At 69.0% G+C, this 25690-nt stretch carries 22 protein-coding genes; 11 read left to right on the forward strand and 11 right to left on the reverse strand.

What is annotated here, in order from left to right:
- Positions 1-27: 27 nt before the first annotated feature.
- On the forward strand, positions 28-981 hold the full coding sequence (locus FHT38_RS04715) for a 2-hydroxyacid dehydrogenase (RefSeq protein WP_183490329.1): 954 nt from the start codon (positions 28-30) through the stop codon (positions 979-981).
- A gap of 42 nt (positions 982-1023) precedes the next feature.
- On the opposite strand, the gene FHT38_RS04720 is transcribed toward FHT38_RS04715, so the two are convergent.
- Complete coding sequence (locus FHT38_RS04720) at positions 1024-4086, reverse strand: PKD domain-containing protein (RefSeq protein WP_183490332.1); 3063 nt, start codon at positions 4084-4086, stop codon at positions 1024-1026.
- 252 nt (positions 4087-4338) lie between these two features.
- Between FHT38_RS04720 and ppa the strand changes: the two genes are divergently transcribed.
- Positions 4339-4878 carry an inorganic diphosphatase gene (ppa, locus tag FHT38_RS04725; RefSeq protein ID WP_091722714.1) on the forward strand — a complete coding sequence of 180 codons (540 nt, stop codon included), beginning with the start codon at positions 4339-4341 and terminating at the stop codon, positions 4876-4878.
- A gap of 125 nt (positions 4879-5003) precedes the next feature.
- Here ppa and FHT38_RS04730 read toward each other — a convergent pair whose 3' ends face one another.
- Positions 5004-6230 (reverse strand): GNAT family N-acetyltransferase, encoded by a 1227-nt coding sequence (locus tag FHT38_RS04730; RefSeq protein ID WP_310737346.1) that lies wholly within the window; start codon positions 6228-6230, stop codon positions 5004-5006.
- A 127-nt stretch (positions 6231-6357) separates the two neighbouring features.
- Here FHT38_RS04730 and FHT38_RS04735 point away from each other — a divergent pair, with 127 nt between their 5' ends.
- Both FHT38_RS04735 and FHT38_RS04740 read left to right on the forward strand, forming a co-directional pair.
- Positions 6358-8454: an NAD(+) synthase gene (locus FHT38_RS04735; protein WP_091722722.1), complete on the forward strand. Its 2097-nt coding sequence runs from the start codon at positions 6358-6360 to the stop codon at positions 8452-8454.
- Between the two features lie 108 nt (positions 8455-8562).
- Entirely contained in the window at positions 8563-8901 is a 339-nt protein-coding gene (locus FHT38_RS04740) for a P-II family nitrogen regulator (RefSeq protein ID WP_091722727.1), read from the forward strand.
- A gap of 96 nt (positions 8902-8997) precedes the next feature.
- On the opposite strand, the gene FHT38_RS04745 is transcribed toward FHT38_RS04740, so the two are convergent.
- Genes FHT38_RS04745 through FHT38_RS04765 form a run of 5 tightly spaced genes read right to left on the reverse strand, consistent with a single transcriptional unit; the run spans position 8998 to position 11888 of the window.
- Positions 8998-9375 carry a diacylglycerol kinase gene (locus FHT38_RS04745; protein WP_099861024.1) on the reverse strand — a complete coding sequence of 126 codons (378 nt, stop codon included), beginning with the start codon at positions 9373-9375 and terminating at the stop codon, positions 8998-9000.
- A gap of 19 nt (positions 9376-9394) precedes the next feature.
- On the reverse strand, positions 9395-9949 hold the full coding sequence (locus tag FHT38_RS04750) for an RDD family protein (RefSeq protein WP_147243032.1): 555 nt from the start codon (positions 9947-9949) through the stop codon (positions 9395-9397).
- A 9-nt stretch (positions 9950-9958) separates the two neighbouring features.
- The gene (locus tag FHT38_RS04755; RefSeq protein WP_141225220.1) at positions 9959-10798 is read right to left on the reverse strand and encodes a DUF3106 domain-containing protein; all 840 of its coding nucleotides are present in this window, start codon (positions 10796-10798) and stop codon (positions 9959-9961) included.
- Positions 10799-10806: 8 nt separating this feature from the next.
- Complete coding sequence (locus tag FHT38_RS04760; RefSeq protein WP_091722742.1) at positions 10807-11325, reverse strand: DUF3619 family protein; 519 nt, start codon at positions 11323-11325, stop codon at positions 10807-10809.
- Entirely contained in the window at positions 11322-11888 is a 567-nt protein-coding gene (locus tag FHT38_RS04765; RefSeq protein WP_091722747.1) for an RNA polymerase sigma factor, read from the reverse strand. Before FHT38_RS04765 ends, FHT38_RS04760 begins: the two co-directional genes overlap by 4 nt.
- A gap of 259 nt (positions 11889-12147) precedes the next feature.
- Between FHT38_RS04765 and FHT38_RS04770 the strand changes: the two genes are divergently transcribed.
- The 7 genes from FHT38_RS04770 to pbpG all read left to right on the forward strand — a co-directional run bounded on the left by FHT38_RS04770 (position 12148) and on the right by pbpG (position 21530).
- Entirely contained in the window at positions 12148-13944 is a 1797-nt protein-coding gene (locus FHT38_RS04770) for an acetolactate synthase 3 catalytic subunit (RefSeq protein WP_183490340.1), read from the forward strand.
- Positions 13945-14119: 175 nt separating this feature from the next.
- Entirely contained in the window at positions 14120-14611 is a 492-nt protein-coding gene (ilvN, locus tag FHT38_RS04775) for an acetolactate synthase small subunit (protein ID WP_091722753.1), read from the forward strand.
- 53 nt (positions 14612-14664) lie between these two features.
- Positions 14665-15681 (forward strand): ketol-acid reductoisomerase, encoded by a 1017-nt coding sequence (ilvC, locus tag FHT38_RS04780; RefSeq protein ID WP_183490342.1) that lies wholly within the window; start codon positions 14665-14667, stop codon positions 15679-15681.
- A gap of 198 nt (positions 15682-15879) precedes the next feature.
- Complete coding sequence (gene pssA, locus FHT38_RS04785; RefSeq protein WP_091722762.1) at positions 15880-16728, forward strand: CDP-diacylglycerol--serine O-phosphatidyltransferase; 849 nt, start codon at positions 15880-15882, stop codon at positions 16726-16728.
- Positions 16729-17004: 276 nt separating this feature from the next.
- On the forward strand, positions 17005-18690 hold the full coding sequence (gene leuA, locus FHT38_RS04790; RefSeq protein WP_183490345.1) for a 2-isopropylmalate synthase: 1686 nt from the start codon (positions 17005-17007) through the stop codon (positions 18688-18690).
- 84 nt (positions 18691-18774) lie between these two features.
- Complete coding sequence (locus FHT38_RS04795) at positions 18775-20316, forward strand: 2-isopropylmalate synthase (RefSeq protein ID WP_091722769.1); 1542 nt, start codon at positions 18775-18777, stop codon at positions 20314-20316.
- Positions 20317-20498: 182 nt separating this feature from the next.
- Positions 20499-21530, forward strand: a complete 1032-nt coding sequence (gene pbpG / locus FHT38_RS04800) for a D-alanyl-D-alanine endopeptidase (RefSeq protein ID WP_183490348.1) — start codon at positions 20499-20501, stop codon at positions 21528-21530.
- 84 nt (positions 21531-21614) lie between these two features.
- Here pbpG and FHT38_RS04805 read toward each other — a convergent pair whose 3' ends face one another.
- The 4 genes from FHT38_RS04805 to hpnC form a co-directional block, all read right to left on the reverse strand.
- A complete protein-coding gene (locus FHT38_RS04805) occupies positions 21615-22382 on the reverse strand; it encodes an IclR family transcriptional regulator (RefSeq protein ID WP_183490351.1) in 768 nt (255 codons plus the stop codon).
- 120 nt (positions 22383-22502) lie between these two features.
- Positions 22503-23786 carry a hydroxysqualene dehydroxylase HpnE gene (gene hpnE, locus FHT38_RS04810; protein WP_183490354.1) on the reverse strand — a complete coding sequence of 428 codons (1284 nt, stop codon included), beginning with the start codon at positions 23784-23786 and terminating at the stop codon, positions 22503-22505.
- Between the two features lies 1 nt (position 23787).
- On the reverse strand, positions 23788-24690 hold the full coding sequence (gene hpnD, locus FHT38_RS04815; RefSeq protein ID WP_091722780.1) for a presqualene diphosphate synthase HpnD: 903 nt from the start codon (positions 24688-24690) through the stop codon (positions 23788-23790).
- Positions 24687-25559, reverse strand: a complete 873-nt coding sequence (hpnC, locus tag FHT38_RS04820; protein ID WP_183490357.1) for a squalene synthase HpnC — start codon at positions 25557-25559, stop codon at positions 24687-24689. Before hpnC ends, hpnD begins: the two co-directional genes overlap by 4 nt.
- Positions 25560-25690 lie beyond the last annotated feature (131 nt).

Consider the following 25690-nt stretch of genomic DNA (forward strand, 5'->3'; position numbering starts at 1 on the left):
CCCATCCGTCATCCCGAAGAGAGCGCCATGAAGCCGCACATCCTGCAACTGAACCCCATCCTCGTGCCGTCGATCAATGCGCGGCTGGACGAGCTGTACACGATGCACCGCCTGTTCGAGCAGGCCGACCCCGACGCCTACATCGCGACGCACGGCGCCGCGATGCGCGGCGTCATCACGGGCGGCCACACCGGCATCTCGAGGTCGCTGATGGAGCGGCTGCCGGCCCTGGAGGTGGTCGCGGTGAACGGCGTCGGCACCGACGCGGTCGACCTGGCCTATGCCCGGTCGCGCGGCCTGCCGGTGACCGGCACCTTCGGCGCGCTGACCGAGGACGTCGCCGACATGGCGCTGGGCCTGCTGCTGGCGACCTGCCGCCACCTCGGCGCCGTCGACCGCTTCGTGCGCGGCGGCCTGTGGCCGAAGTTCCCGCAGCCGGGGGCGCTGCCGCTGGCGCGCCGCGTCAGCGGCATGCGGGTGGGCATCGTCGGGCTGGGGCGCGTCGGCCGGGCGGTGGCGGAGCGCGTCGGCGCCTTCGGCTGCCCGGTGCGCTACACCGACCTGAAGGAGATCCCCGGCGTGGCCTGGGCCTTCGAGGCCGACCTGGTGCAGCTCGCCCGCGACAGCGACGCGCTGATCGTCTGCGCCGCCGCCGACCAGGCGCGCGACCTGATCGACGCGGCGGTGCTGGACGCGCTGGGCCCGCGCGGCTTCCTCATCAACGTCGCGCGCGGCCGGCTGGTGAAGGAGGCGGACCTGGTCCGCGCGCTGCAGGAGCGGCGCATCGCCGGTGCCGGCCTGGACGTCTTCGCGGACGAGCCCAACGTGCCGCCGGCGCTGCTGGACATGGACAACGTCATGCTGCAGGCCCACCGCGCCAGCGCCACCGAGGAGACGCGCGCGGCGATGGGGCAGATGGTGCTGGACAGCCTGGCCCAGGCGCTGGCCGGCGAGCGGCCGGCGCACAGCCTCACCACCTGAGTCGCCCGGCCGGTTTCCCGGCCGCGCCATCGCCGCCGCGGATCAGGGCTGGAAGCCCGTGGCCATCACCGCATTGCCGCTGGTCATGACGAGCTGCCGGTCCGCCAGCACGGCGATGCCGTCCACCGTGTTCAGGTTGGCGGGCAGGGTGCCGACCTGCGTGCGGCGCAAGTTGTCGGATGCGATCACCTTCTCCAGCCAGCCGTCGCCGCGCAGGCGCAGCACGCCGAAATAGCCGGCGATGTAGAGCTCGCCGTTGACCGGGTCCAGCGCCAGGCCCATCGGCCCCTCCACGCAATTGGTGCCCAGCGGACCCTCGGCGCTGCACAGGTAGGCGCTGCGCCCCGCGACCGTGGACACCTCGCCGGCCGGGGTGATCTTGCGGATCCGCTGGTTGCCGTAGTCGGAGACGTAGACCGTGCCGTCGGGGGCCGCCGTGAGATGGCTCGGGAAGTTGAAGTAGGCGCTGCTGCCGGTGCCGTCCTGGAAGTTGGCGAAACCGCCGACGCCCGCGATCGTGGAGACGTTGCCCGCCGGCGTGATCTTGCGGATCGCGTGATTGAAGTCGGCCACGTAGACGTTGCGCGCCGCGTCCACCGCCACGCCCAGCGGCGAGTAGAAGCGCGCCTGCGCCGCCGTGCCGTTGGCGTAGCCCATCGAGCCTTCCTGGCCGGCCAGCACGGTCTGCGTGCCGTCCGGCGCCACCTTGCGGATCACGTTCATGAAGGCGTCGGCGACGTAGACGTTCTCCTGGTCGTCCACCGCGACGCCGCCCAGGCGGGGAATCGAGCGCCGGAAGGGCGTCGTGCCGTAGACCTGCACCGAGTTGCTCGAGAACACCGCCAGCGTCGTCACCTGGCCGTCCGGCGCGATCTTGCGCAGCGCGTGGTTCATGCCGTCGGCGACGTAGAGCGCGCCGCTGGGTCCCTGCGCGACCCCGGAGGCGCCCCAGAAGGTCGCGTCGTTCGCCGCACCGTCGATGCGCGCGAAGGCGGGCGGCACGCCGGCGAGCGTGGTGGTCGACCCGTCGGCATTGACGCGCAGGATGAGGTGGCGATAACCGTCCGCCACGACCACGGTCCCGTCCGGCGCGACCGCGATCGCGCGCAGGTTCGCGTCCGCCGCGGCCGGTAGCGTCGTGACGACGCCCGCGGGCGAGACCCGGCGGATCGTCCCGTCCTGCTGCAGCACATGGACCGTGCCGTCGGCCGAGACCGCGATGTCGCGGATGTAGGTGAAGTCGGCGGCGGGGCCCTGGCCGTCCGTGGCGTGATGCATCAGGCCGTTCTCGAGGCGGCCCGCCACGGTCGAGACCGTGCCGTCCGCGCCCACCTTGCGGATGCGGTACCACTCCGCCACGTAGAGCGAGCCGGCCGCGTCGTAGCCGATGCTGTAGGCGCCGTTGAAGGTCGCCGCGATGCCCTTGCCATCGGCGCCGCCCGAGGTGTCCAGCACGCCGGCCAGGTAGGTGACGGTGCCGTCGGTCTCGAGCCGGCGCAGCACATGCGAGCCCGAGAAGGTCAGCGCGCCATCGGGCGCGCGGGCCATGCCCGAGATCCGGAGGTCGCTGCCCACCGGCGCGTAGGCCGAGGCGTCGCTGGCGAGCAGTGCACCGCTGGCGTCGAAGCGCTGCAGGCCGCCGCAGTTCATGAACAGGTCCAGCGAGCCGGCGCCATGCGGCGCCAGTTGCGCGCTGACGCTGTCGCCCCAGTAGCCGCAATGGTCGAAGCGCAGCTTGATCGTCGAGACGGTGCCTTGCGGCGTGAGCTTGCGTACCGCGGCGTTGCCGGCGTCGCCGATGAAGAGATTGCCGGCGGCGTCGAAGGCCAGTCGGTCCGGCGCCATGAAGCGGGCCTGCAGCGCGGGACCGTCGGTCCGCGTCGCGGTGACGCTTTCGCCGGCCAGTTGTCGCAGCACTTGGCGAGGACCGACGCTGATCGTGCCGGTGGCGGTCGAGCTCAGGCCATAGCGGTTCGTGCCGGTCACCTTGACGGTGTAGGTCCCCACCGCCGGGAAGGCATGGGTGACGCTGCTCCAGTTGTCCGCGTCGGGGGTGCCGTCGCCGAATTCCCACCGGAACTTGGAGATGGCGTTGCTGGGGTCGGTCCCGTCGTTGCCGGTGGTGGCGAACAGGTAGACCGAGGCGCTGGCCTCGCCCGGCTTGACCGTGCTCTGCGTCACCGCCAGCGTCAGCCCGGACGGCGGGGTGGGCTCCTTCACCGTGACGGAGAAGGTGGCCACCGCCGTCGCGCCGGTCGAGTTGCGACGCGTGGCCTTCACCTCGTAGCTGCCGCTCTTCTTGAACCAGGCCTGGCTGATGCCCGATCCGAACCAGGCGAAGGGCTGGCCATCGACCTCCAGCGTCACGTTGTCGCCGGTCTCGAGCGCCGGCGAGAAGGTCACCGGGGTGGCGTATTCCAGATAGATCGTGGTCGGCGTGGAGACGCTCAGCGTCGGTGCGTCGACGGCGACATTGATCGTCGTGCTGGCGCGACGCTGGATGCCGTTCTCATAGGTGGCGACCAGCGCGACGGTGTACTGGCCCTTGACGGTGTAGACGGCCTTGGGATCCTGGCCTTGGGCGGTGCGTCCGTCGCCGAGGTCCCAGTCGTAGCGCACCGGCGTCAGCGGGTAGCTGGACGGCCACAGCGCGACTTGTTGACCGACCGAGAAAACGCCCCCGTTGGTGGTGACCACGTTCAGGCCGGACGCGTCCTCCACCGTCACCGAGGTCGAGGCCTGGGCGGTCTTGCCGGCGGCGTCGGTCACCGTGAGCAGGATCGAATATCGCGGTGAGGCGCTGGCATAGACGTGGTCCGCGACCGCGCCGGCGTTGGCGCCGCTGAGCGTGCCGCCGTCGCCGAAGGCCCAGTCGTAACGGTAGGGCGGCTGGCCGCCGGTGGGCGCGCTGGTGAACTTGATGCTGCCGCCGGCCAGCGTCGCGGCCGGGCTCACGCCGGAGATGGTCACGCCCAGCGGCGGTGGCGGCGGCGTGCCGGCATCGGCGCCTCCGCCGCCCCCGCCGCCGCCGCAGGCGGTGAGCAGCGCGACGAGCGCAAGCATTGCCAGCCGCGCGACCCAGGTGGACGCGCGGACGCCATTCATTCGAACCATCGGGAATCCCTCGCCAGTCCGCGCGTGACGCGGACGTCTTGTCTTGTTTGTTTCGCTGGTGTGCCGGCCTCGACACACGGGCGGGCGGATTCTGCACGAGCCTGCCGGGAGGCCAGGCCACCCCTTGGGGGTGATCGCCCCCCGCGAATGCGGGTGGGCGGCGCTGCGTCAGTGCCGGTTCAGGCGACCCTCTAGAATCGCGGTTTTCCCGGATTTCCCCGGATTCACTCGCCGTCCACCACCATGAGCCTGCACAAAGTCACCCCCGGCGCGAAGGCGCCCGAGCAGTTCAACGTCGTCATCGAGATCCCGATGAACGCTGACCCGATCAAGTACGAGGTCGACAAGGAAAGCGGCGCGCTGTTCGTCGACCGCTTCATGACGACGGCCATGCATTACCCCTGCAACTACGGCTACATCCCGCAGACGCTGGCCGATGACGGCGATCCGGTGGACGTGCTGGTGATCACGCCGTTCCCGCTGACCCCCGGCGTGGTGGTGACCTGCCGCGCCATCGGCGTGCTGCAGATGGACGACGAAGCCGGCGGCGACGCCAAGCTGCTGGCCGTGCCGACGACCAAGATCCTGCCGATCTACGAGCACTGGACCAAGCCCGAGGACATCAACCAGATGCGCCTGAAGGCGATCCAGCACTTCTTCGAGCACTACAAGGACCTGGAAGCCGGCAAGTGGGTGAAGGTCAAGGGCTGGGAAGGCCCCGAGGCCGCCAAGAAGGAAATCACCGACGGCCTGGCCAACTACGCGAAGGCACAGCAGGGCTGAGGCCCGCTTGCCGCGGCCGCCGCCCAGCGCGGCGGTCCGCGGCCTCGACGCAGGAAGCGCCCCGATTCAACCGGGCGCTTTTCATTGCGCGGCCGGTTCGCGCGCGTTCCGCGATCGCCCCGCGCTCAGCCGCCGACGGCCTTGAACGGCTGATGCCGCTCCAGCTCGTCGATGTACTCGTCCATCGCCTGGCCCTCGCGCTGGAGGAAATCGGCGACCGCCTCCCGGAACTGCGGATGCGCCAGCCAGTGCGCCGAATGCGTCGCCACCGGCATCAGTCCGCGCGCCATCTTGTGCTCGCCCTGCGCGCCGCCCTCGAAGCGGCGCCAGCCGTTCTCCAGGCACCAGGCCAGCGGCTGGTAGTAGCAGGCGTCGAAATGCAGGTGCGGGATGTAGCGCGTCGAGCCCCAGTAGCGCCCATACGCGGCGCGCTGCGATTCGTCGATCGCCACCAGCGAGGCCGCGACGCGCTCGCCCTGATCGTCGCGGGCCACGAACATCAGCCAGTGCGCCGGCATGTCCGTCGCCATGCGCGCGAAGAAGTCGCGCGTCAGGTAGGGCCTGTTGCGGTGGGCCAGGTAGGTGAGCGTGTAGCACTCGTAAAAGAAGTCCCAGTCCGCCGCCGTGATCGCGGCGCCGCGCAGCGTCTCGAAGCGAATGCCGGCCTCGGCGACCTTGCGCCGTTCCTGCTGGATCTTCTTGCGCTTCTCGCGCTGCAGCGTCGCGAGGTAGTCGGCGAAGGCGCGCGGCTGGCCGTCCCCCGTCCAGTGGAACTGCACCTGCTGCCGCGCCAGCCAGTCGTCGCCGGTGAGCGCGCGCTGGTCCTGCTCGTCGCCGAAGAGCACGTGCACCGACGACAGTTCGGAGCGCGCCGTCAGCGCGCGCAGCGCCTTCACCAGCCAGGCGCGGGCTGCGTCGTCGCGGGCCAGCAGCCGGCTGCCGGGCACCGGCGTGAAGGGCACGGCGACCAGCAGCTTGGGGTAGTAGGGGAGGCCGTGGCGCTCGTAGGCATCGGCCCAGGCCCAGTCGAAGACGTACTCCCCATAGGAGTGCCCCTTGAGGTAGGCCGGGCAGGCGGCGATCAGCGTGTCGCCCTCCCACACGCTGAGGAACTGCGCCTGCCAGCCCTTGCTCGCCACCGCCGAGCCTGACGCCTGCATCGCCTCGAGGTACTCGAGCTTCATGAAGGGCGACGGCCAGGGGGAAGCTGCCAGCAGCGCGTTCCATTGGTCGCGAGGCAACGCGGCGGGATCGTCGTCGACCCGGATCAGCGGCTGTGCGGCGTGCGGCGTCTCGGCAGCGGTGCGACCGGCGGCCGGGCCCGGCGCGGCGTCCGCGTCCGGCGCGGCCACGGGGGAGGACGGCGGGGGGGACGCGGGGGAGGATGGGGGGAACGGGGAGGGGGGCGAGGGCGCGGTCATGCGCGGCAAATCTTAGGGGCAAGCTCAAAGCCCTCGCTTTGATGGCAGGATGAGCCCCATGCAAGCGACGACGCCTTCCACTCCAAGCGCGGCCGCCCACGCCGGCCCGTCCTTCGACAACCTCTACACCCATGACTTCGCCCGCGTCGCGGTCGGCGTGCCGCTGTGCCGCGTCGCCGATCCGGCCTTCAACGGCGAGCAGACGGCGCAGCTGCTGCGCGAGGCGGCGGCCGACGGCGCCGCGATCGCCGCGTTCCCGGAACTGGGACTGGCCGCCTACACCAGCGACGACCTCTTCCATCAGCGCCCGTTGCTCGACGGCTGCGAGGCCGCGCTGGCGCATCTGCTGGCCGTCTCCAAGGACCTGCCCACGGTGGCGATCGTCGGCCTGCCGCTGCGCGTCGAGCACCGCTTGTTCAACTGCGCCGTCGTGTTCCAGCGCGGCCGCCTGCTGGCGGTGCTGCCCAAGACCTACCTGCCGAACTACGGCGAGTTCTACGAGGCCCGCCAGTTCAACGCCGCCGACGAGGCGATCTCCGAGGAGATCACGCTGCTCGGCCAGCGGGTGGCCTTCGGGACCCGCATCGTGATCGCCGCCAGCGACCTGCCGCTGCTGCGCCTGCATGTCGAGATCTGCGAGGACGTCTGGACGCCGATCCCGCCGTCGTCCTATGCGGCGCTCGCCGGTGCGACGGTGCTTGTCAACCTGTCGGCCTCCAACATCACGGTCGGCAAGTCGGGCTATCGGCACCAACTGGTCGGTCAGCAGTCGGCCCGCTGCCTGGCGGCCTATGTCTACAGTTCGGCCGGCGCGGGCGAGTCCAGCACCGACCTGGCCTGGGACGGTCAGGCGCTGGTCTACGAGAACGGCAGCTTCCTCGCCGAGAGCGAACGCTTCCAGCGCCGCTCGCAGCTGGTGGCGGCGGATGTCGACCTCGAACGGCTGTCGCGCGAGCGCATGCGGCAGACCAGCTTCGGCGACTCGGTGCGCCACCACGCGCCGCTGCTGAAGGGCTTCCGCACCGTCGAGTTCGAACTGGGCCTGGACCGCGCGCAGCCGCTGCCGCTGCGCCGCCGCGTCGAGCGCTTCCCGTATGTGCCCGCCGATCGGCAGCGCCGCGACGAGCGCTGCAACGAGGTCTTCCATATCCAGGTCCAGGCACTGGTGCAGCGGCTGGTTTCGAGCGGCATCCACAAGCTGGTCGTCGGCATCTCGGGCGGGCTGGACTCGACGCATGCGCTGCTGGTCGCCGCGCGCGCGATGGACCAGATGGGGTGGCCGCGGTCGAACATCCTGGGCGTCACGATGCCGGGATTCGCGACGGGTAGCCGCACCCGGGACCAGGCGCTGCGCCTGATGCGGGAGATCGGCTGCGAGGCCCGCGAGATCGACATCCGTCCCAGCTGCGAGCAGATGCTCAAGGACCTCGGCCACCCGTACGCGAAGGGCGAGCCGGTCTACGACGTCACCTTCGAGAACGTCCAGGCCGGCGAGCGCACCAGCCACCTGTTCCGGCTGGCCAACCACACCGGCGCGCTGGTGCTGGGCACGGGCGATCTCAGCGAACTCGCGCTGGGCTGGTGTACCTACGGCGTGGGCGACCACATGTCGCACTACAACGTGAATGCGTCGGTGCCCAAGACGCTGATCCAGTACCTGGTGCGCTGGGTCGCGGAGACCGAGCAGCTCGGCCATGCCGGGCGTGATGTGCTGCTCGACATTCTCGGCACCGAGATCAGCCCGGAGCTGGTGCCGCAGGACGCGGCCGCCGAGGGGTCCGGCCTGCAGAGCACCGAGGACCGGATCGGCCGCTACGAGCTGCAGGATTTCAACCTGTTCTACACGATCCGCCATGGCTACTCGCCCACGAAGATCGCGTTCCTGGCGCGGCACGCGTGGGGCGACCGGACGCGAGGCGACTGGCCCGACGGCGAGCATGTGCGGCGCAATGAATACCCGCTGGCGGAGATCAAGCGGGTGCTGCGGATCTTCGTGAGCCGCTTCTTCCGCGGCAGCCAGTTCAAGCGCAGCTGCGTGCCCAACGCGCCCAAGGTCGGCAGCGGCGGATCGTTGTCGCCGCGTGGGGACTGGCGCGCGCCGAGCGATTCCGAGCCGGCGGTCTGGCTCGCGGACCTGGACCGCATCCCGGATTGACGGAGCGGGCGATGTCTCCCTTCTTCAACCGAGGGGGCCATCCCAAAAGATCCGTGCTTAAATCACAGCCAGTCTTGCCTGCCAGAAACCCTCTCTCGGAGCCTCGTGATGAAACAGATCACCGCCATCATCAAACCGTTCAAGCTCGACGAAGTGCGTGAAGCGCTGGCCGAGGTCGGCGCCTCCGGCCTGACGGTCACCGAAGTGAAGGGCTTCGGCCGCCAGAAGGGACACACCGAGCTGTATCGCGGCGCCGAGTACGTGGTCGACTTCCTGCCCAAGGTGAAGGTCGAGGTGGTGGTGAAGGACGACGAGGTCGACCGCTGCATCGATGCCATCCTGAAGGCCGCCAAGACCGGCAAGATCGGTGACGGCAAGATCTTCGTCACCGCCGTCGAGCAGGTCATCCGCATCCGCACTGGCGAACAGGACGAAGCGGCGGTCTGACCGTCCGGGCTTGTCTCGGGACCCCTGAATGAAGAAGGGGCGGGACGCCGATCGGCGTCCCGCCCTTTTTCATTTCGCGCGCTGGATCGGAGCGTCTCAGCGCAAGTGCTGCCAGATCGCCGCGAGCCAGATCCCGCCCGCCAGCACCAGCGACAACAGCACGGCCGCGCTGGCGATGTCCTTGGCGCGCTTGCTGAGCTCGTGGAGCTCGAAGGAGACGCGGTCGATCGCCGCCTCGACCGCCGAATTGAGCAGCTCGACGATCAGCACCAGGATCAGCGACCCCAGCAGCAGCGCGACCTGCACCCAGTCCCGGCCCAGCCAGAACGCCAGCGGCGTGCCGATGATCGTCAGCCAGGTTTCCTGGCGGAAGGCGCTTTCGCCGACGTAGGCGGCGCGCAGTCCGGCCCAGGAGTAGCCGGCGGCGTGCAGGATGCGGTCCAGGCCGGTGCGGCCCTTGTGGGGGTTGCTCATCGTCGGGAGGGGCAGGGGATCAGGAATCGGCCGGCTGCGGCGCGGCGCGCTTCTTCGCGCGTGGTGGCGGCAGCTGCGTGATCAGGCGCGTGCCGCAGATGACGTCGTGCAGGAACTGCCGCTGTGGATGCAGCCGCGCCAGCAGCACGTAGCCCGCCACACCAGCGAACATCGCGCCGAAGATGGCGCCGGTGCTCCGGTCCAGTCCCAGCAGGTGGACGCTGGCCAGCGCCGGCAGGAACCACAGCCAGGCGGCAAGGTAGCGCGCCGTGGCGCGCGCCTGCGTGAGCGGTCGGCCCTGGGCGTCGACGACCCGCAAGTGCCAGGCGCGCATCGCCACCGTCTGGCCGCCGCGCGACCAGAACCAGATGAAGTAGATGCCCAGGATCAGGAACAGGAAGGCTTGCAGGCCCTGGGTGCCGACCAGCGCGTTGCGCTGCTGGGTGAGCGTCGAATACAGCCAGCCGGCGATGAAGACGACGCCGAACAGGACGACGCCTTCATAGATGAAGGACGCGAGGCGGCGCATCAGGCCGGGCGGTGCGTCGCCGCCGGCAGCGGGTGCGGAGGTCATCCGGCGAGTTTAGCGGCTGGCCCCGGTGCGGCGAGGCAGCAGCGTGTGCGGGTCGAGACCGGCTTCGCTCGGGGCGCGCAGCGGGCGGCCGGGCGCCGCGCTGGCGCCGGGCAGCGGTGGATCGGCGCGCTGCGTCATCAGCACCGTCGTCGCGCCGGGCAGCGCCTGGACGATGGTGGGGCCGGTGACGGCGGTCAGCGGCGCGCGCTGGATCGGCGCCTTGGCGCGATGAGAGACGGCGGAAGCCGGCGCCTCACGGCCGGCGGCCGAGGCCTTTTCGGCCGCGCGTTCGGCCAGGCGCTGGCGCTTCTCGGCGGGCAGGGCCTGATAGGCGTCCCACTTCTCGCGCAGCTTCGATTCCTGCTCGGGTGCGCGCAGTTCGCCGGCATGCTGGTAGCCGATGCGCGCGCGTTGGCGCTCGGCGGGCGACATGCGGGTCCACTCCACCATCCGTTCGCGCAGCCGGTGTTGCTGCTCGGTGGGGAGCGTCGGATAGCGGGCGGCGATTTCCAGCCACTTGCCCTTGCGGGCGCCGTCGAGCTGGTCCCACTCCTTCGACAGGGGTGCGAGGGCTTCCTTCTGGGAAGCGCTCAGCGACGCCCAGTTCACATTGGCGACCAGCACACCGGGAGCGGTGGCGCGCGCGGCAGCAGACGCGTGCGACGTGGGCGCGGATGCGGAAAGAGAAGTGGGGGCTGGCGCGGGGGCGGGGCCCTCCTGCGCCGATGCAGCGACACAGCCGAGCGCCGCGCAGAGCGCGATCGTCGTCAGGCGACGCATCGTCGAGAAATCAGGGAAAACGCCGAGAGGGCCGATGAGAGCCGAAGAGAGGCGGAACGATCTGGCCACGCGCCGCCTCACTGCGACGATTTCGCTTCGTCGGACTTCTCGCCTTCCTCGGGGCTGTTGGCGTTGCTCGGGTCGTTCGGCGCCTCGTTGAGGTATTCGCGGAAACCCGGATCGCTGTACGCCGCCGGCGGGAGCGGCTTGGAGAGCATCTCGGTGTCGAGTTCGGCCGCGCTGCGGATCTGCTCGTACCACTGGCTGTGCTGGATCAGCAGCAAGCCCCCCAGCAGCAGCGCCAGCGGCAGCAGCGCTGCGGCCTTGCGCCAGCGCGGGGTCTTCTCGCCACCGCCCAGCGCGAGCGTGCCGTTGCCCACATGGCGCGTTTCGGAAGCGGCCTGAGTCGGCGCGGCGGCGCGCGCGGCCATGGCCTTGGCGAGCGCCTGCTCACGCGCGAAGCGCAATCTCTCCTGGATGTCGCCGGACAGGGTCTCGCTCTGCTCGGTCAAACCCGCGGCCACCCGGAGGCCGAAACGGGTCACGCGCGCTTCCGCCTCCAGCGGCAGCGGCGTTCCTGGCGTGTTCTTCTTCATAGCGAGATTCCCTTGGCTTTCAGCGTTTTGGCCAGCGCATGCACGGCGCGGGAGCAGTGTGTCTTGACGCTGCCCTCCGAGCAACCCATGACCGCCGCCGTTTCGGCAACGTCGAGTTCTTCCCAGTAACGCAGGAGGAAGGCTTCCCGTTGACGCGCGGGCAATGCTGCAACTTCCTGTTCGATGGCGGCCAGCACTTGAACGCGCGAGACCTCGTCCGCGGCGGACAGCGCCCCCATCGAGCCTTCCTGCGTCTCCAGCATTTCCAGCAGGTCGAAGTCCTCGCCGGACTCGCCCCCCTCGAAATCGGACAGGTTGCTGAAGACGGCGTTGCGGACCTTCTGGCGCCGGAACCAGTCCATCGTCGCGTTCGACAGGATGCGCTGGAACAGCAGCGGCAACTCCGCCGCCGGCCGATCGAAGTATTTCTCCGCCAACCGGATCATGGCGTCCTGGACGATGTCCAGTGCGGCGTCCTCGTCTCGCACCATGTACACCGTGCGCTTGAAGGCACGCCGGTCGACGGTCTTGAGAAAGTCGTTGAGTTCTTTGTCTGTGGCCAATGGGCTGGCGCCGGAAAGGGCGGTCGGGCAGGCAAAACGGCGCGGATTATCGCACCAGCGCTACAGATCGCCACCGCCGACCGGCCGTGCGCGGGTTTGCGTGCATAATCGGCCCCTCGCACACCGCAGTTTTTGTCTCAAGTAGGCCGCCCGACCACGGCGCCCCTGTTTTTGACGCGACGTTTCAAGTCCGCTTCACAAGAGCGCGAGGAGAAGCACCGATGGTTTTTCGTCAGAGAAAATCTCAGAGGTTCGACATATGGACATGTCTGCCGCGGACATCAAACGTGCAGCGATCACGGAAGCTCGCTCACAACCGCACCCCCATTCCGTCAGTTCCGGCCAGGAACTGAATGGCTCCGAAATCCTGGTTCAGAGTCTTCAAGCCGAAGGCGTGAAGTTCCTCTGGGGCTATCCAGGCGGTGCCGTCCTCTACATCTACGACGCGCTCTACAAGCAGGACGCCATCCAGCACGTGCTGGTCCGTCATGAGCAGGCCGCCGTGCACGCGGCCGACGGCTACGCCCGGGCGACCGGCGAAGTCGGCGTCGCGCTGGTGACCTCGGGTCCCGGCGTCACGAACGCGATCACCGGCATCGCGACGGCGTACATGGACTCGATCCCGATGGTGATCATCACCGGTCAGGTCCCCACGCCCGCCATCGGCCTGGACGCCTTCCAGGAGTGCGACACCGTTGGCATCACGCGCCCGATCGTCAAGCACAACTTCCTGGTCAAGGACGTCCGCGATCTCGCCACGACGCTGAAGAAGGCCTTCCACATCGCGCGCACCGGCCGGCCCGGCCCGGTCGTGGTGGACATTCCGAAGGACGTCTCGCTCAATCGCACCGCGTTCCATTACCCGGAGCGCGTGGAGATGCGCTCCTACAACCCGGTGAAGAAGGGCCACAGCGGCCAGATCCGCAAGGCGGTCCAGCTGCTGATGGGCGCCAAGCGTCCCTATATCTATACCGGTGGCGGCGTGATCCTGGGCGAGGCCACGGCCGAACTGCGCCAGCTGGTGGAACTGCTCGGCTATCCCTGCACCAACACGCTGATGGGCCTGGGCGCGATGCCCGGCACCGATCCGCGCTTCCTCGGCATGCTGGGCATGCACGGCACCTACGAGGCCAACATGACGATGCAGCACTGCGACGTGCTGCTCGCCGTGGGTGCCCGCTTCGACGACCGCGTGATCGGCAACCCGAAGCACTTCTCGTCGGTCGACCGCAAGATCATCCACATCGACATCGATCCCTCGTCGATCTCCAAGCGCGTGCGCGTGGACATCCCGATCGTGGGCGACGTCAAGGACGTGCTGCAGGAACTGATCGCGCAGATCAAGGAGGCGCAGGCGCGTCCGGACAGCGAGTCCATCAACGCCTGGTGGAGTCAGATCAACGACTGGCGCAAGCGCGACTGCCTGGCCTACAAGCACTCGACCGAGGTCATCAAGCCGCAATACGTCGTCGAGACGCTGTGGAACATGACCCGCGGCCGCGACACCTACGTCACCTCCGACGTCGGCCAGCATCAGATGTGGGCCGCGCAGTTCTACCGCTTCGACGAGCCGCGCCGCTGGATCAACTCCGGCGGCCTGGGCACGATGGGCGTGGGCCTGCCTTATGCGATGGGCATCAAGCTCGCCAAGCCGGAGTCGGACGTCTTCTGCATCACCGGCGAGGGCAGCATCCAGATGAACATCCAGGAGCTGTCCACCTGCCAGCAGTACAAGACCCCTGTGAAGGTGGTCTCGCTGAACAACCGCTACCTGGGCATGGTGCGGCAGTGGCAGGAGCTGGACTACGGCAAGCGCTACTCGCACAGCTACATGGACGCGCTGCCCGACTTCGTCAAGCTGGCCGAGTCCTACGGGCACGTGGGCCTGCTGGTCGAGAAGCCTTCGGACGTGGAGCCCGCGCTGCGCGAGGCGATGCGGCTCAAGGACCGCACCGTCTTCCTGGACGTGCGCACCGACCCGACCGAGAACGTCTGGCCGATGGTCCAGGCGGGCAAGGGCATCTCCGAAATGCTGCTGGGGTCCGAGGACCTCTGAGACCGCTGACGGCCCGAAGCCGTCCGGCGTGACGCGCGTTACCGCGCGCGTCGCGGCCGGCGGCGGAAAGCCGGAGGCGCTCGGAGCGATCCGGCCCATTCCCTGAATCGAAGAGCGTGGCCAAGGGCCGTCCGGTTACCGCCGGCGGTCTGAAGAGCGCGAAGGACGAGATTCCATGAAACACATCATTGCTTTGCTCATCGAGAACGAGCCGGGCGCGCTGTCGCGCGTCGTGGCGCTGTTCTCCGCCCGCGGCTACAACATCGAGAGCCTGACCGTGGCGCCGACCGAGGACCCCTCGCTGTCGCGCATGACCATCGTCACCAGCGGCAGCGACGACGTGATCGAGCAGATCACCAAGCACTTGAACCGGCTGATCGAGGTCGTCAAGGTCGTCGACCTGACCGAAGGCCGCTACATCGAGCGCGAGCTCATGCTGATCAAGGTGAGGGCCGTCGGCAAGGAGCGCGAGGAACTCAAGCGCACCTCGGACATCTTCCGCGGCCACGTCATCGACGTCACCGAGAAGACCTACACCATCGAACTGACCGGCGACGCCGGCAAGCTCGACGCCTTCATCGATGCGATCGACCGCACGGCGATCCTCGAGACGGTGCGCACCGGCACCAGCGGCATCGGCCGCGGCGAACGGATCCTGCGCGTCTGAACGCGCGCTTCACTGAACCACCCCCTGTACTGATTTCCCCCGGAGAGACCACCATGAACGTGTACTACGACAAGGACGCCGACCTCAGCCTGATCAAGGGCAAGAACGTCACCATCATCGGCTACGGCTCACAAGGCCATGCCCATGCCCAGAACCTGAACGAGAGCGGCGTGAAGGTCACCGTGGGTCTGCGCCGCGGCGGCGCGTCCTGGGCCAAGGCCGAAGGCGCCGGCCTGAAGGTCGCCGAGATCGCCGAGGCGGTGAAGGCGGCCGACGTGGTCATGATCCTGCTGCCGGACGAGCAGATCGCCGACGTCTACAAGAAGGACGTGGAACCCAACATCAAGCAGGGCGCGTCGCTGGCCTTCGCCCACGGCTTCAACGTCCACTACGGCCAGGTGCAGCCGCGCGAGGACCTGGACGTGTGGATGGTCGCCCCGAAGGCGCCGGGCCACACCGTGCGCAACACCTACCGCCAGGGCGGCGGCGTGCCGCACCTGATCGCGGTCTACGCCGACAAGACCGGCAAGGCGCGCGACCTGGCCCTGAGCTATGCCGCGGCCAACGGTGGCGGCAAGGCCGGCATCATCCAGACCTCGTTCCGCGAAGAGACCGAGACCGACCTGTTTGGCGAGCAGGCCGTGCTGTGCGGCGGCGCCGTCGAGCTGATCAAGGCCGGCTTCGAGACGCTGACCGAAGCCGGTTACGCGCCGGAGATGGCCTACTTCGAGTGCCTGCATGAACTGAAGCTGATCGTCGACCTGATCTATGAAGGCGGCATCGGCAACATGAACTACTCGATCTCCAACAACGCGGAGTACGGCGAGTACGTCACCGGCCCGCGCGTGGTGACCGAGGCGACCAAGGAGGCGATGCGCCAGTGCCTGAAGGACATCCAGACCGGCGAGTACGCCAAGTCCTTCATCCTGGAGAACAAGGCCGGTGCCCCGACGCTGATCAGCCGCCGCCGCCTGACCGCCGAGCACCCGATCGAGCAGGTCGGCGAACAGCTGCGCGCGATGATGCCCTGGATCAAGGCCAACAAGCTGGTCGACAAGTCCAAGAACTGATCGCCTGATCAACACCTCGACAGCCCGGCCTGCGCAAGCAGCCCGGGCTGTTTGTCTTCCGGCTGCGCACCGGCAGAGCGTTTCGCCGGTTGTTCGTCTTCCAAGCGGCACCCGTGGCGTGGCTCTGCCAGGCCACCGGGTGCGCCCCCTTGAGGGGGCCGGCGCAAGCCGGTAGGGGGTGGGTTATCCTCCCGGCCCATGAATTCGACTCAGAACAAGAACGTGGACCTGCTCGACGAGGACGAGCCCGACGTCCTCGACGCCCCGCAGCGCCCGCGCCACAAGGGCATCTACCTGCTGCCCAACCTGTTCACCCTGGCCGCGCTGTTCAGCGGTTTCTATGCCGTGGTGATGGGCATCGGCGGGCGCTTCGAGCAGTCCGTCTACGGCATCTTCGCGGCCATGGTGCTCGACAGCCTGGACGGCCGCGTCGCGCGCATGACCAACACGCAGAGCACCTTCGGCGAGCAGATGGACTCGCTGTCCGACATGGTGTCCTTCGGCGCGGCGCCGGCGCTCATCATGTATTCCTGGGCGCTGCAGGGCCTGGGCAAGTGGGGCTGGTTCGCCGCCTTCGTCTACATCGCCGGCGCGGCGCTGCGGCTGGCGCGCTTCAACACCAACATCGCGGTCGTGGACCGCCGCTTCTTCCAGGGCGTGCCCAGCCCCGCCGCGGCCGCGCTGGTGATGAGCCTGATCTGGGCGCTGGACAGCGCCGGCTACAAGGACATCCACCGCGATCCGGCGCTGGCCTGGCTGGCCTTCGGCTTCACGCTCTATGCGGGCCTCACGATGGTGACCAACGCGCCGTTCTACAGCTTCAAGGACATCACCTTCAAGCGCTCGGTGCCTTTCATCGTGCTGGTGGTGATCATGCTGGCCATCGCGGCGATCAACATCGATCCGCCGCGGGTGCTGTTCGGCGTCTTCTGCGCCTATGGCATCTCGGGCTACGTCGTCTACGCGGTGCGGCGCGCCAAGGGCAAGCCGGCCAGCGTGATCGCGATGTCGACCGACGAGCCCGATGAAGCGGGCCTTCACCGATAGCGAACGCTTGCGGCGCGGGCATTCGCCCATTCGCGTTGACGCCCGCCGCGCCGCGCCCCTATATTCGACGCCCATGACGTTCGTGTCAGCCTCCACCAGCCAAGCCTTCGGGCTGTCGCTGCTACTACTAGCTGAACCTCGGGTTCGCTAGATCGCGCACGTCCGTCCATCCAGACGCTCATCCCAGATCAACGGCCCGAATGCAACTCGCAGCGGGCCGTTTCTGTTTCTGGAGAGTCTGCGAGTTGCGCCCCTGAACCCACCAGGAACGCTCCCATGCTCAAGCAACCGCAGACCAAGTACCGCGCCTTCGCCCCCATCGCCCTCCCGGACCGTCGCTGGCCCGACGCGCAGATCACGAAGGCGCCGCTGTGGCTGAGCACCGACCTGCGCGACGGCAACCAGGCGCTGATCGAGCCGATGGATCCCGAGCGCAAGCTGCGCATGTTCCAGATGCTGGTGAAGATCGGCTTCAAGGAGATCGAGGTGGGCTTCCCCTCGGCCTCGCAGACGGATTTCGATTTCGTCCGCATGCTGATCGAGGACGGCCACATCCCTGACGACGTGACCATCCAGGTCCTGACGCAGGCCCGCCAGCCGCTGATCGAGCGCACCTTCGAATCGCTGGTCGGCGTGCCGCGCGCGGTCGTCCATCTCTACAACGCGGTTGCGCCGGTGATGCGCCGCGTCGTGCTGAACATGAGCGAGGACGAGATCGTCGACCTGGCCGTGACCCACACGGCGATGATCCGCGAGCTGGCCGCGAAGCAGCCGGAGACGGACTTCCGCTTCGAGTACTCGCCGGAGATGTTCTCGGGCACCGAGCTGGCCTTCTCCAAGCGCGTCGTCGACGCCGTGACCGCGGCCTGGGGACCGACGCCCGAGCGCAAGATCATCATCAACCTGCCGACCACCGTCGAGCATTCGACCCCCAACATCTACGCCGACATGATCGAGTGGATGGGCCGGAACATCGAACGCCGTGACAGCGTGATCCTGTCGGTCCATCCGCACAACGACCGCGGCACCGGCACCGCCGCCGCCGAGCTGGCCTTGATGGCCGGCGCCGACCGCGTCGAGGGCTGTCTGTTCGGTAACGGCGAGCGCACCGGCAACCTGGACCTGGTCAACGTCGCGCTCAACCTGTACACGCAGGGCGTGCATCCGGAACTGGACTTCTCCGACATCGACGAGATCCGCCGCTGCGTCGAGCACTGCAACCAGATCCCCGTCCATCCGCGCCATCCGTACGTGGGCGAGCTGGTCTACACCTCGTTCTCGGGCTCGCACCAGGACGCGATCAAGAAGGCCTTCGCCGCCCGCAAGGAGGGCGACGTCTGGGAGATCCCCTACCTGCCCATCGACCCCAAGGACCTGGGCCGCAGCTACGAGGCGGTGATCCGCGTCAACAGCCAGTCGGGCAAGGGCGGCATCTCCTACCTGCTCGAGGCCGAATACGGCATCGAGCTGCCGCGCCGCCTGCAGATCGAATTCAGCCAGATCGTCCAGGGCGTGATGGACACGAACGGCAAGGAGCTCGGCGCGGCGGACCTCTGGCGCATCTTCGACCGCGAATACGGCGTCAGGCAGGCGCCGGCGCTGCACCCGCAGATCGACACCGGCGAGGATGGCCAGACCCGCGTGCAGGCGCAGGCCGACCTGTGCGTGCGCATGGTCCGGATCGACGGCCAGGGCAAGGGCCCGATCGATGCCTTCGTCGAGGGCCTGAACAAGCTGCTCAAGACCCAGGTCCGGGTGCTCGACTACCACGAGCATGCGATGGGCAGCGGCGCCGATGCGCAGGCCGTGGCCTACCTGGAGCTGCGGGTGGGCGAGGCCACGCTGTTCGGCGTCGGCATGGACGGCAACATCGCCTCGGCGTCGCTGAAGGCGATCGTCTCGGGCCTGCGCCGCGCCTCGCAGCGCGGCGTGCTCAAGCTCGCCGACCGCATCGCGGCCTGAGCCGCCGGGGCCCGCCGGCCGCCTAAACTCGCTGACCGGGACCCGGACCACCGGGTCCGCCCCGCCACCGCAAGGAAGCCTCCCATGTCCGACCAACTGATCATCTTCGACACCACCCTGCGCGACGGTGAGCAGTCGCCCGGCGCGTCCATGACCAAGGACGAGAAGCTGCGCATCGCGCGGCAGCTGGAGCGGCTGAAGGTGGACGTGATCGAGGCCGGCTTCGCGGCCGCCAGCCACGGCGACTTCGAGGCGGTCAAGGCGATCGCCGACGCGATCCGCGACAGCACCGTCTGCTCGCTGGCGCGGGCCAACGATCGCGACATCGCCCGCGCCGCCGAGGCGCTGAAGGGCGCGGCGCGTTCGCGCATCCACACCTTCATCGCCACCAGCGAACTCCACATGGAGAAGAAGCTGCGCATGACCCGCGAGCAGGTGCTGGAGCAGGCGATCCAGGCGGTGCGCTTCGCCCGCAACCTGACCGACGACATCGAGTTCTCGCCCGAGGACGGCTACCGCTCCGATCCGGAGTTCCTGGCCCGCGTCGTCGAGGCGGTGATCCGCGAGGGTGCCCGCACGATCAACATCCCGGACACCGTCGGCTACGCGATCCCCGAGCTCTACGGCCAGTTCATCAAGACGCTGCGCGAGCGCGTGCCCAACTCGGACCAGGCGATCTGGAGCGTCCACTGCCACAACGACCTGGGCATGGCGGTGGCCAACTCGCTGGCCGGGGTGAAGATCGGCGGCGCGCGCCAAGTGGAGTGCACGATCAACGGCCTGGGTGAGCGCGCCGGCAACTGCTCGCTGGAGGAGGTCGTGATGGCGGTGAAGACCCGCCGCGACTATTTCGGCCTGGACGTGCGGGTCGATCCCTCGCAGATCGTGGCGGCGTCCCGGATGGTGTCGCAGACCACCGGCTTCGTGATCCAGCCCAACAAGGCGGTGGTGGGCGCCAATGCCTTCGCGCATGCCTCGGGCATCCACCAGGACGGCGTGCTCAAGGCCCGCGACACCTACGAGATCATGCGCGCCGAGGACGTGGGCTGGAGCGCCAACAAGATCGTGCTGGGCAAGCTCTCGGGGCGCAACGCCTTCAAGCAGCGCTTGCAGGAACTGGGCGTGGAGCTGGCGTCCGAGGCGGAGATCAATGCCGCCTTCGTTCGCTTCAAGGACCTGGCCGACCGCAAGGCCGAGATCTTCGACGAGGACATCATCGCGCTGGTGATGGACGAGTCGGTCACGCAGGACCAGGAGCACTACCGGCTGGTGGCGCTGGCGCAGCGCTCCGAAACCGGTGAACGCCCGCAGGCGCAGGTCGTTTTCGCCGCCGGCGAGACCGAGTACCGCACCGAGAGCGACGGCAACGGCCCGGTCGACGCGGTGCTCAAGGCGATCGAGAGCAAGGTCGGAAGTGGGGCCGAAATGCTGCTGTATTCGGTCAGCGCGATCACCAGCGGGAGCACAGAATCCCAGGGCGAAGTGACGGTGCGCCTGCAGCATGCCGGACGCGTGGTGAACGGCGTGGGGGCAGACCCCGATATCGTCGTCGCCTCCGCGAAAGCATATTTGAGCGCTCTGAACAAGCTTCAAAGCAAAACGGAGCGGGTCGCCGCCCAAGGTTGACAGGACAGCGCACGCCGGCCGCCCGGCCGCGTCGGATGGCACGGATTCGGGCACTTTAAGAGCCTGCGTTAAGTCATTGATCTTGCCGGTCTTTCAGCGATCCCCTAAACTCGCGCCCACTTCTGGGGACTGGATTGAAGACCATTGCGACATTGCTGTCTGGTGCCGCGCTCAGCGGCGTCATGTTGCTGACGGGCCTGACCGCCAGTCTCGTGCCGGTTCAACCGGCGCAGGCGGCCACGGCGTCGTCCTCCAAAGCCAAGGTGAAGAGCGTGCGCAAGGCCAAACCCGCCCCGCGCTCTCCCCGCAAGGTGGCCGCCCGCGCGGCGGCACCGGCCCGGGAAGTGGTCCTGTCCAAACCGTCCTTCGGGACGATGTACGGGCTGCATGACACCGAGGACCCCCTCGACCTGAAATCCAGCGTCGCCTATGTCGTCGACCAGGACACCAACGAGGTCCTGTTCTCGAAGAACCCGTCGGCCGTCCTGCCGATCGCGTCCATCACCAAGCTGATGACCGCGCTGCTGGTGGTCGAGGCCAACCAGTCGCTCGACGAGAAGCTCGAGATCACCGAGGAGGACAAGGACACCGAGAAGTTCACCGGGTCGCGCCTGGCCATCGGCACCGAACTGACCCGCGGCGAACTGCTGCACCTGGCGCTGATGTCCTCGGAGAACCGCGCGGCCCATGCGCTCGGGCGCAACTACCCGGGCGGCCTGGAGGCCTTCGTCGCGGCGATGAACGCCAAGGCGCGCGCGCTGGGCATGATGGACACCCATTACGTCGAGCCCACCGGCCTGTCCAGCCGCAACCAGTCCAGCGCGGCCGACCTCGCCAAGCTGGTCAAGGTCGCCCACGCCTTCCCGCTGATCCGCGAGCTGTCGACCTCGTCCGAATACACCGTGGCCCTGGGCCGCCGGCAGGTCCGCTTCGGCACCACCAATGGCCTCGTCCGCAAGGGCGACTGGGACATCGGCCTGCAGAAGACGGGCTTCATCAATGAAGCGGGGCAGTGCCTGGTCATGCAGGCCCAGTTGGCCGGACGCAAGCTGATCATGGTGTTCCTGGACTCCGCCGGGAAATACTCCCGGATCGGCGACGCTGAACGCGTCCGCAAGTGGCTGACCGGTGCCGCCTCGCCGCTGGCGGGCGTGGCGACAGGCCCCGCCGCCGCGACGACCGCGGCCGTGATCCCGGCGGTGTCGGCGAAGTAATCGCCGGAGCGCCCCGGAGGAAGCTGCCTCCGGCTGAATGCAGAAGCGGACCCTCGGGTCCGCTTTTTCGTGGTCGCGCGGAATTCAGCCGCGGAAGCCCAGCGCGGCGGAGATCCGCGTCGCCGTCTCTTTCAGGCGCGGCAGCCAGCCTTCCTCGAGCCGGTCCGCGGGCGCGGAGATCGACAGCCCCGCCACCAGCTTGCCCTGATCGTCGTAAATGCCGGCGGCCATGCAGCGCACGCCCAGCTCGAGCTCCTCGTCGTCGCGCGCGACCCCGCGCTGGCGGACCAGCGCCATCTCGCGCTCGAGCTGGCTGATGTCGGTCAGGCTGTTGCGGGTATGGCCCGACAGGCCGGTGCGGGTCGCGTAGGCGCGCACCCGCTGGGGATCGTCGCCCGCCAGGAACAGCTTGCCGACCGAGGTCAGGTGCAGCGGCGCCCGGCCGCCGACCGCGCGCACGACCTGCATGCCGCTGCGCTCGGAATAGGTCCGCTCGATGTAGACGATCTCGTCGCCCTGGCGCACCGACAGGTTGACCGGCTGATGGGTCAGCTTGTGCAGCTCGCGCATCGGGCCGATCGCCGCCTCGCGGACGTCCAGCCGCGCCTTGACCAGGTTGCCCAGTTCCAGCAGCCGCATGCCGAGCCGATAGCTGCCGGCCTCCGGGCGGTCGACGAAGCGACCCAGCGCCAGGTCGTTCAGGATGCGGTGGGCGGTGGAGGGATGCAGGCCGGTGGTTTCGCTGATCAACTTCAGCGACACCGGATCCTGGTGCTGGGCCAGGACGTCCAACAGCGCGAAGGTGCGCTCAAGGACCTGGATCGCGGGGGTCTGGAGCTCCTTGGACTTCATGGCGGACGATTGTGAAGGATTTCGCTCAGGTTTTGCATGGCGAAACCGAGAGCCGCGTCTAGCGGGCGCATTCCGTCGCATTTGCCCATCAGCGGTGCGTGGCGCCGCGATGAATCCCCCTCAGGAGGTGGCGTCAGTGCCGGATTGCCGCATTGCGGAACGGGCTGCGGCGAGCCCGCTGCGCACGGCGCCTTCCAGCGTCGCCGGATAAGGGCCGGCCAGATAGTCGCCGGCTGCCCACAGCGCCGGCGCGATCGGCGCCTCGGGGCGAATTCGACCCGGCGTGCAGGCGAAGGTCGCGCGCTTCTCGCTGAGCACGCGGACCAGCCTCGGCGCACGCTGCCAGGGCAGGTGCCGGAGGGCCTGTTCGAGCGCCGCGGCCCCGGTCGCTTCCAGCCCGCGCTCGACCCAGGGCGCCGCGCCGCTGATGACCAGGCTGAACAGCCCGGGATGCTGGCCCAGTTGGCCCAGGTCGAAGGCGAACTGCGCCGGCTCGGTGGCGGATTCCCGCAGCGCGACCATGGGCGCGGGCAGCGCCGAGCCGGCGCTTTCCAGATAGACGGTCACGATGGGCTGGAACTCGAAGGCGCCGGCGATGGCGCTCCAGCGCGGGGCGAGGTCGCGGGTGAGCCGTGCCGCCTCCACCGAGCTGCAGGCGACGACGACCGCGTCGGCCGGCTCGCCGTCGACCAGCCAGCCGCGGCCCGATGCTTCCAGCCTTTGAACGCGCTGCGTGCGGAGCTGAGCGCCTCGCGCCAGCAGCCAGTCGCGCGCCGGTGTCGGCAGCAGGGCGCTCAGGCCGCGCCGGGGCAGCAGCAGGTCCGCGCTGCCTGGGCCGCTGAACAGCGCGTCCTTCAGCACGCGCAGGAAGACCTGCGCGCTCGCCTGGGACGCCGGCGTGTTCAGGGCGGCGACGCACAGCGGATCGATCAGGTCATCGCGGACCGCGCGCGGCAGGCGGGCGCAGAGCTCAGCCACCGTGAGCGCCGGGTCGCAGCGGAAGCCGCGCATCGTCCAGCCGCTGCTGGCCATCAGGAACCGCATCCGATCGGGCCAGGACCAGGCCGCGCAGCCCAGCACCCCGCGCAGGAAGGCGAGCGTGGGCGGGCCGCCGGGCAGGGTGAGGGTGTCGCGGTCGGGATAACGCAGCCGCAGCGGCATGCGCAGCAGGTCCGCCTCGGGGTCGGCGCCGACGCGGCGCATCAGCGCCAGCGATGCCGTGTAGGCGCCGATCAGGATGTGCTGGCCGTTGTCCAGCGCCGGCTCGCTGCCTTCGAGGCTGCGCGCCCGGCCGCCGAGCGTCGGCGCCATCTCGAACAGCGTGACGGCGGCGCCCAGCGAGACCGCCTCCACGGCCGCGGCCAGGCCGGCCCAGCCGCCGCCGATGACGGCGATGCGGGTCACCTCAGCGCCCGCGCCAGTTGGTCTTCATCGCGATCCATAGCTTGCGCAGCGGCGTCAGCGCGATGCGTTGCTGCAGGACCTGGAACTGCTCGGCCTCGATCTCGCGCAGCAGCGTGCGGTAGATGTTGGCCATCATGACGCCGGGCTTCTGCGCCTTGCGGTCGGCCTCGGGCAACAGCGCCATGGCCTCGTCGTAAAGGCGGTGCGCGCGTTCGGCCTGGAACTTCATCAGCGCCAGGAAGCGGTCGCTGTAGCCCCAGGGCGCGTCGCGCTTGAGGATCTCGTGGGCCTTGACGTCAAACTGCTGCAGCTCGCTCACCGGCAGGTAGATGCGACCGCGGCGCGCGTCGTCGCCGACGTCGCGGATGATGTTGGTCAGCTGCATCGCCAGGCCCAGCTTGTGGGCGTAGGCGATGGTCTGGGCGTCGGTGCGGCCGAAGATGCCCGACGCCACCTCGCCCACCACGCCCGCCACCAGGTGGCAATAGCGCTGCAGGCCGGCGAAGTCCAGGTAGCGCGTCTGCTCCAGGTCCATCTGGCAGCCGTCGATGACGGCCAGCAGGTGCTCGACGCGGATGTCGTAGTCCTTCACGTGCGGCAGCAGCGCCTTCATCGCTGGGTGCGAGGGCTGGCCGTTGAAGGCGCTCATGACTTCCTTGCGCCACCAGGCCAGCTTGGTCGCGGCCACGCCGGGATCCGACACCTCGTCGACGACATCGTCGACCTCGCGGCAGAACGCGTAGAACGCGGTGATCGCCGCGCGCCGCGGCGGCGGCAGGAAGAGGAAGGCGTAATAGAAGCTCGAGCCGCTGGCGGCGGCCTTCTGCTGGACGTACTGCTCCGGCGTGGAGGCGGCGCCGGCGCTGGCCGTCGCATCGGGGGTCTTGTCGGTCTTGGTGCTCATCGCGCCGTCCCTTCGCGGCGGGTGTTGCTGGGGGTCGCATTCATCGTCAGCGCGCGCCACAGCAACAGGGGCGCGTCGGCGGCGCTGACGGTGGGGCGCCGCAGCAGGGCGGCGAAGCGCATCGCCTGCAGCCTGTCGAGAATGCGAAGGCCGCCTTGTACCACCAAGCGCAGCTCCCAGCCGGCCCGGCCCGGGATCCGGTGGACCAGCGGTGCTCCGTCCGCCATCAGCGCGCGGGCCCAGGCGCAGAGCTCGGCGATCAGCGCCCGCGCCGCCGGACTGTCGCGCAGGGACAGCAGGTCCTGTCCCTCGACGCCGTGACGCCGGCGGTCCTCCAGCGGCGCGTAGATCCGGCCGCGCGGACCGTCGACGGTGAAGTCCTGCCAGAAATTGATCAGCTGCAGCGCCGAGCAGATCGCGTCCGATTGCCTCAGCGCGTCGGCGTCGTCGATGTCGTACAGGTGCAGCAGCAGCCGCCCGACCGGGTTGGCGGAGCGCCGGCAGTAGTCCAGCAGTTCGGCGCGGGTGGCGTAGTCGGTCTTGACCAGGTCCTGCTCGAAGGCGTCGAGGAGGTCCTCCAGCAAGGGCAGCGGCAGCCGATGCTCGGCGATCGCCCGCGCCAGCGGCGCGAACACCCGCGCGGCCCAGCGCGGGGAGGGCGCCCGGCCCGCCGCCACCGCGCGCAGGTCTGCGCGGTAATCGGCGAGGTCGCGCAGTCGCTGGGCGGCGCTGGCGTCGCCTTCGTCGGCGAGGTCGTCGGCGGTGCGCGCGAAGCCGTAGATCGCCATGATCGCGGGACGCAGCGCCGGCGGACACAGCCAGGAAGCGACAGGAAAGTTTTCGTAGTGCTCTATGCTCACGGCCGGCATTCTCCGCTGAGCGGCGATGCCGTTTCCGACAACCTGACGCCCCGATCCCCGCGCCGTTCCCCGGGAACGTCAAGAACCGCAGTACACGAGCAGTACCCCGGCGAACCGTACGCCGTCGGTTTGACACGTCC

Source organism: Mitsuaria sp. BK041, from assembly GCF_014193085.1.
In the GTDB taxonomy this organism is placed as follows: domain Bacteria; phylum Pseudomonadota; class Gammaproteobacteria; order Burkholderiales; family Burkholderiaceae_C; genus Roseateles.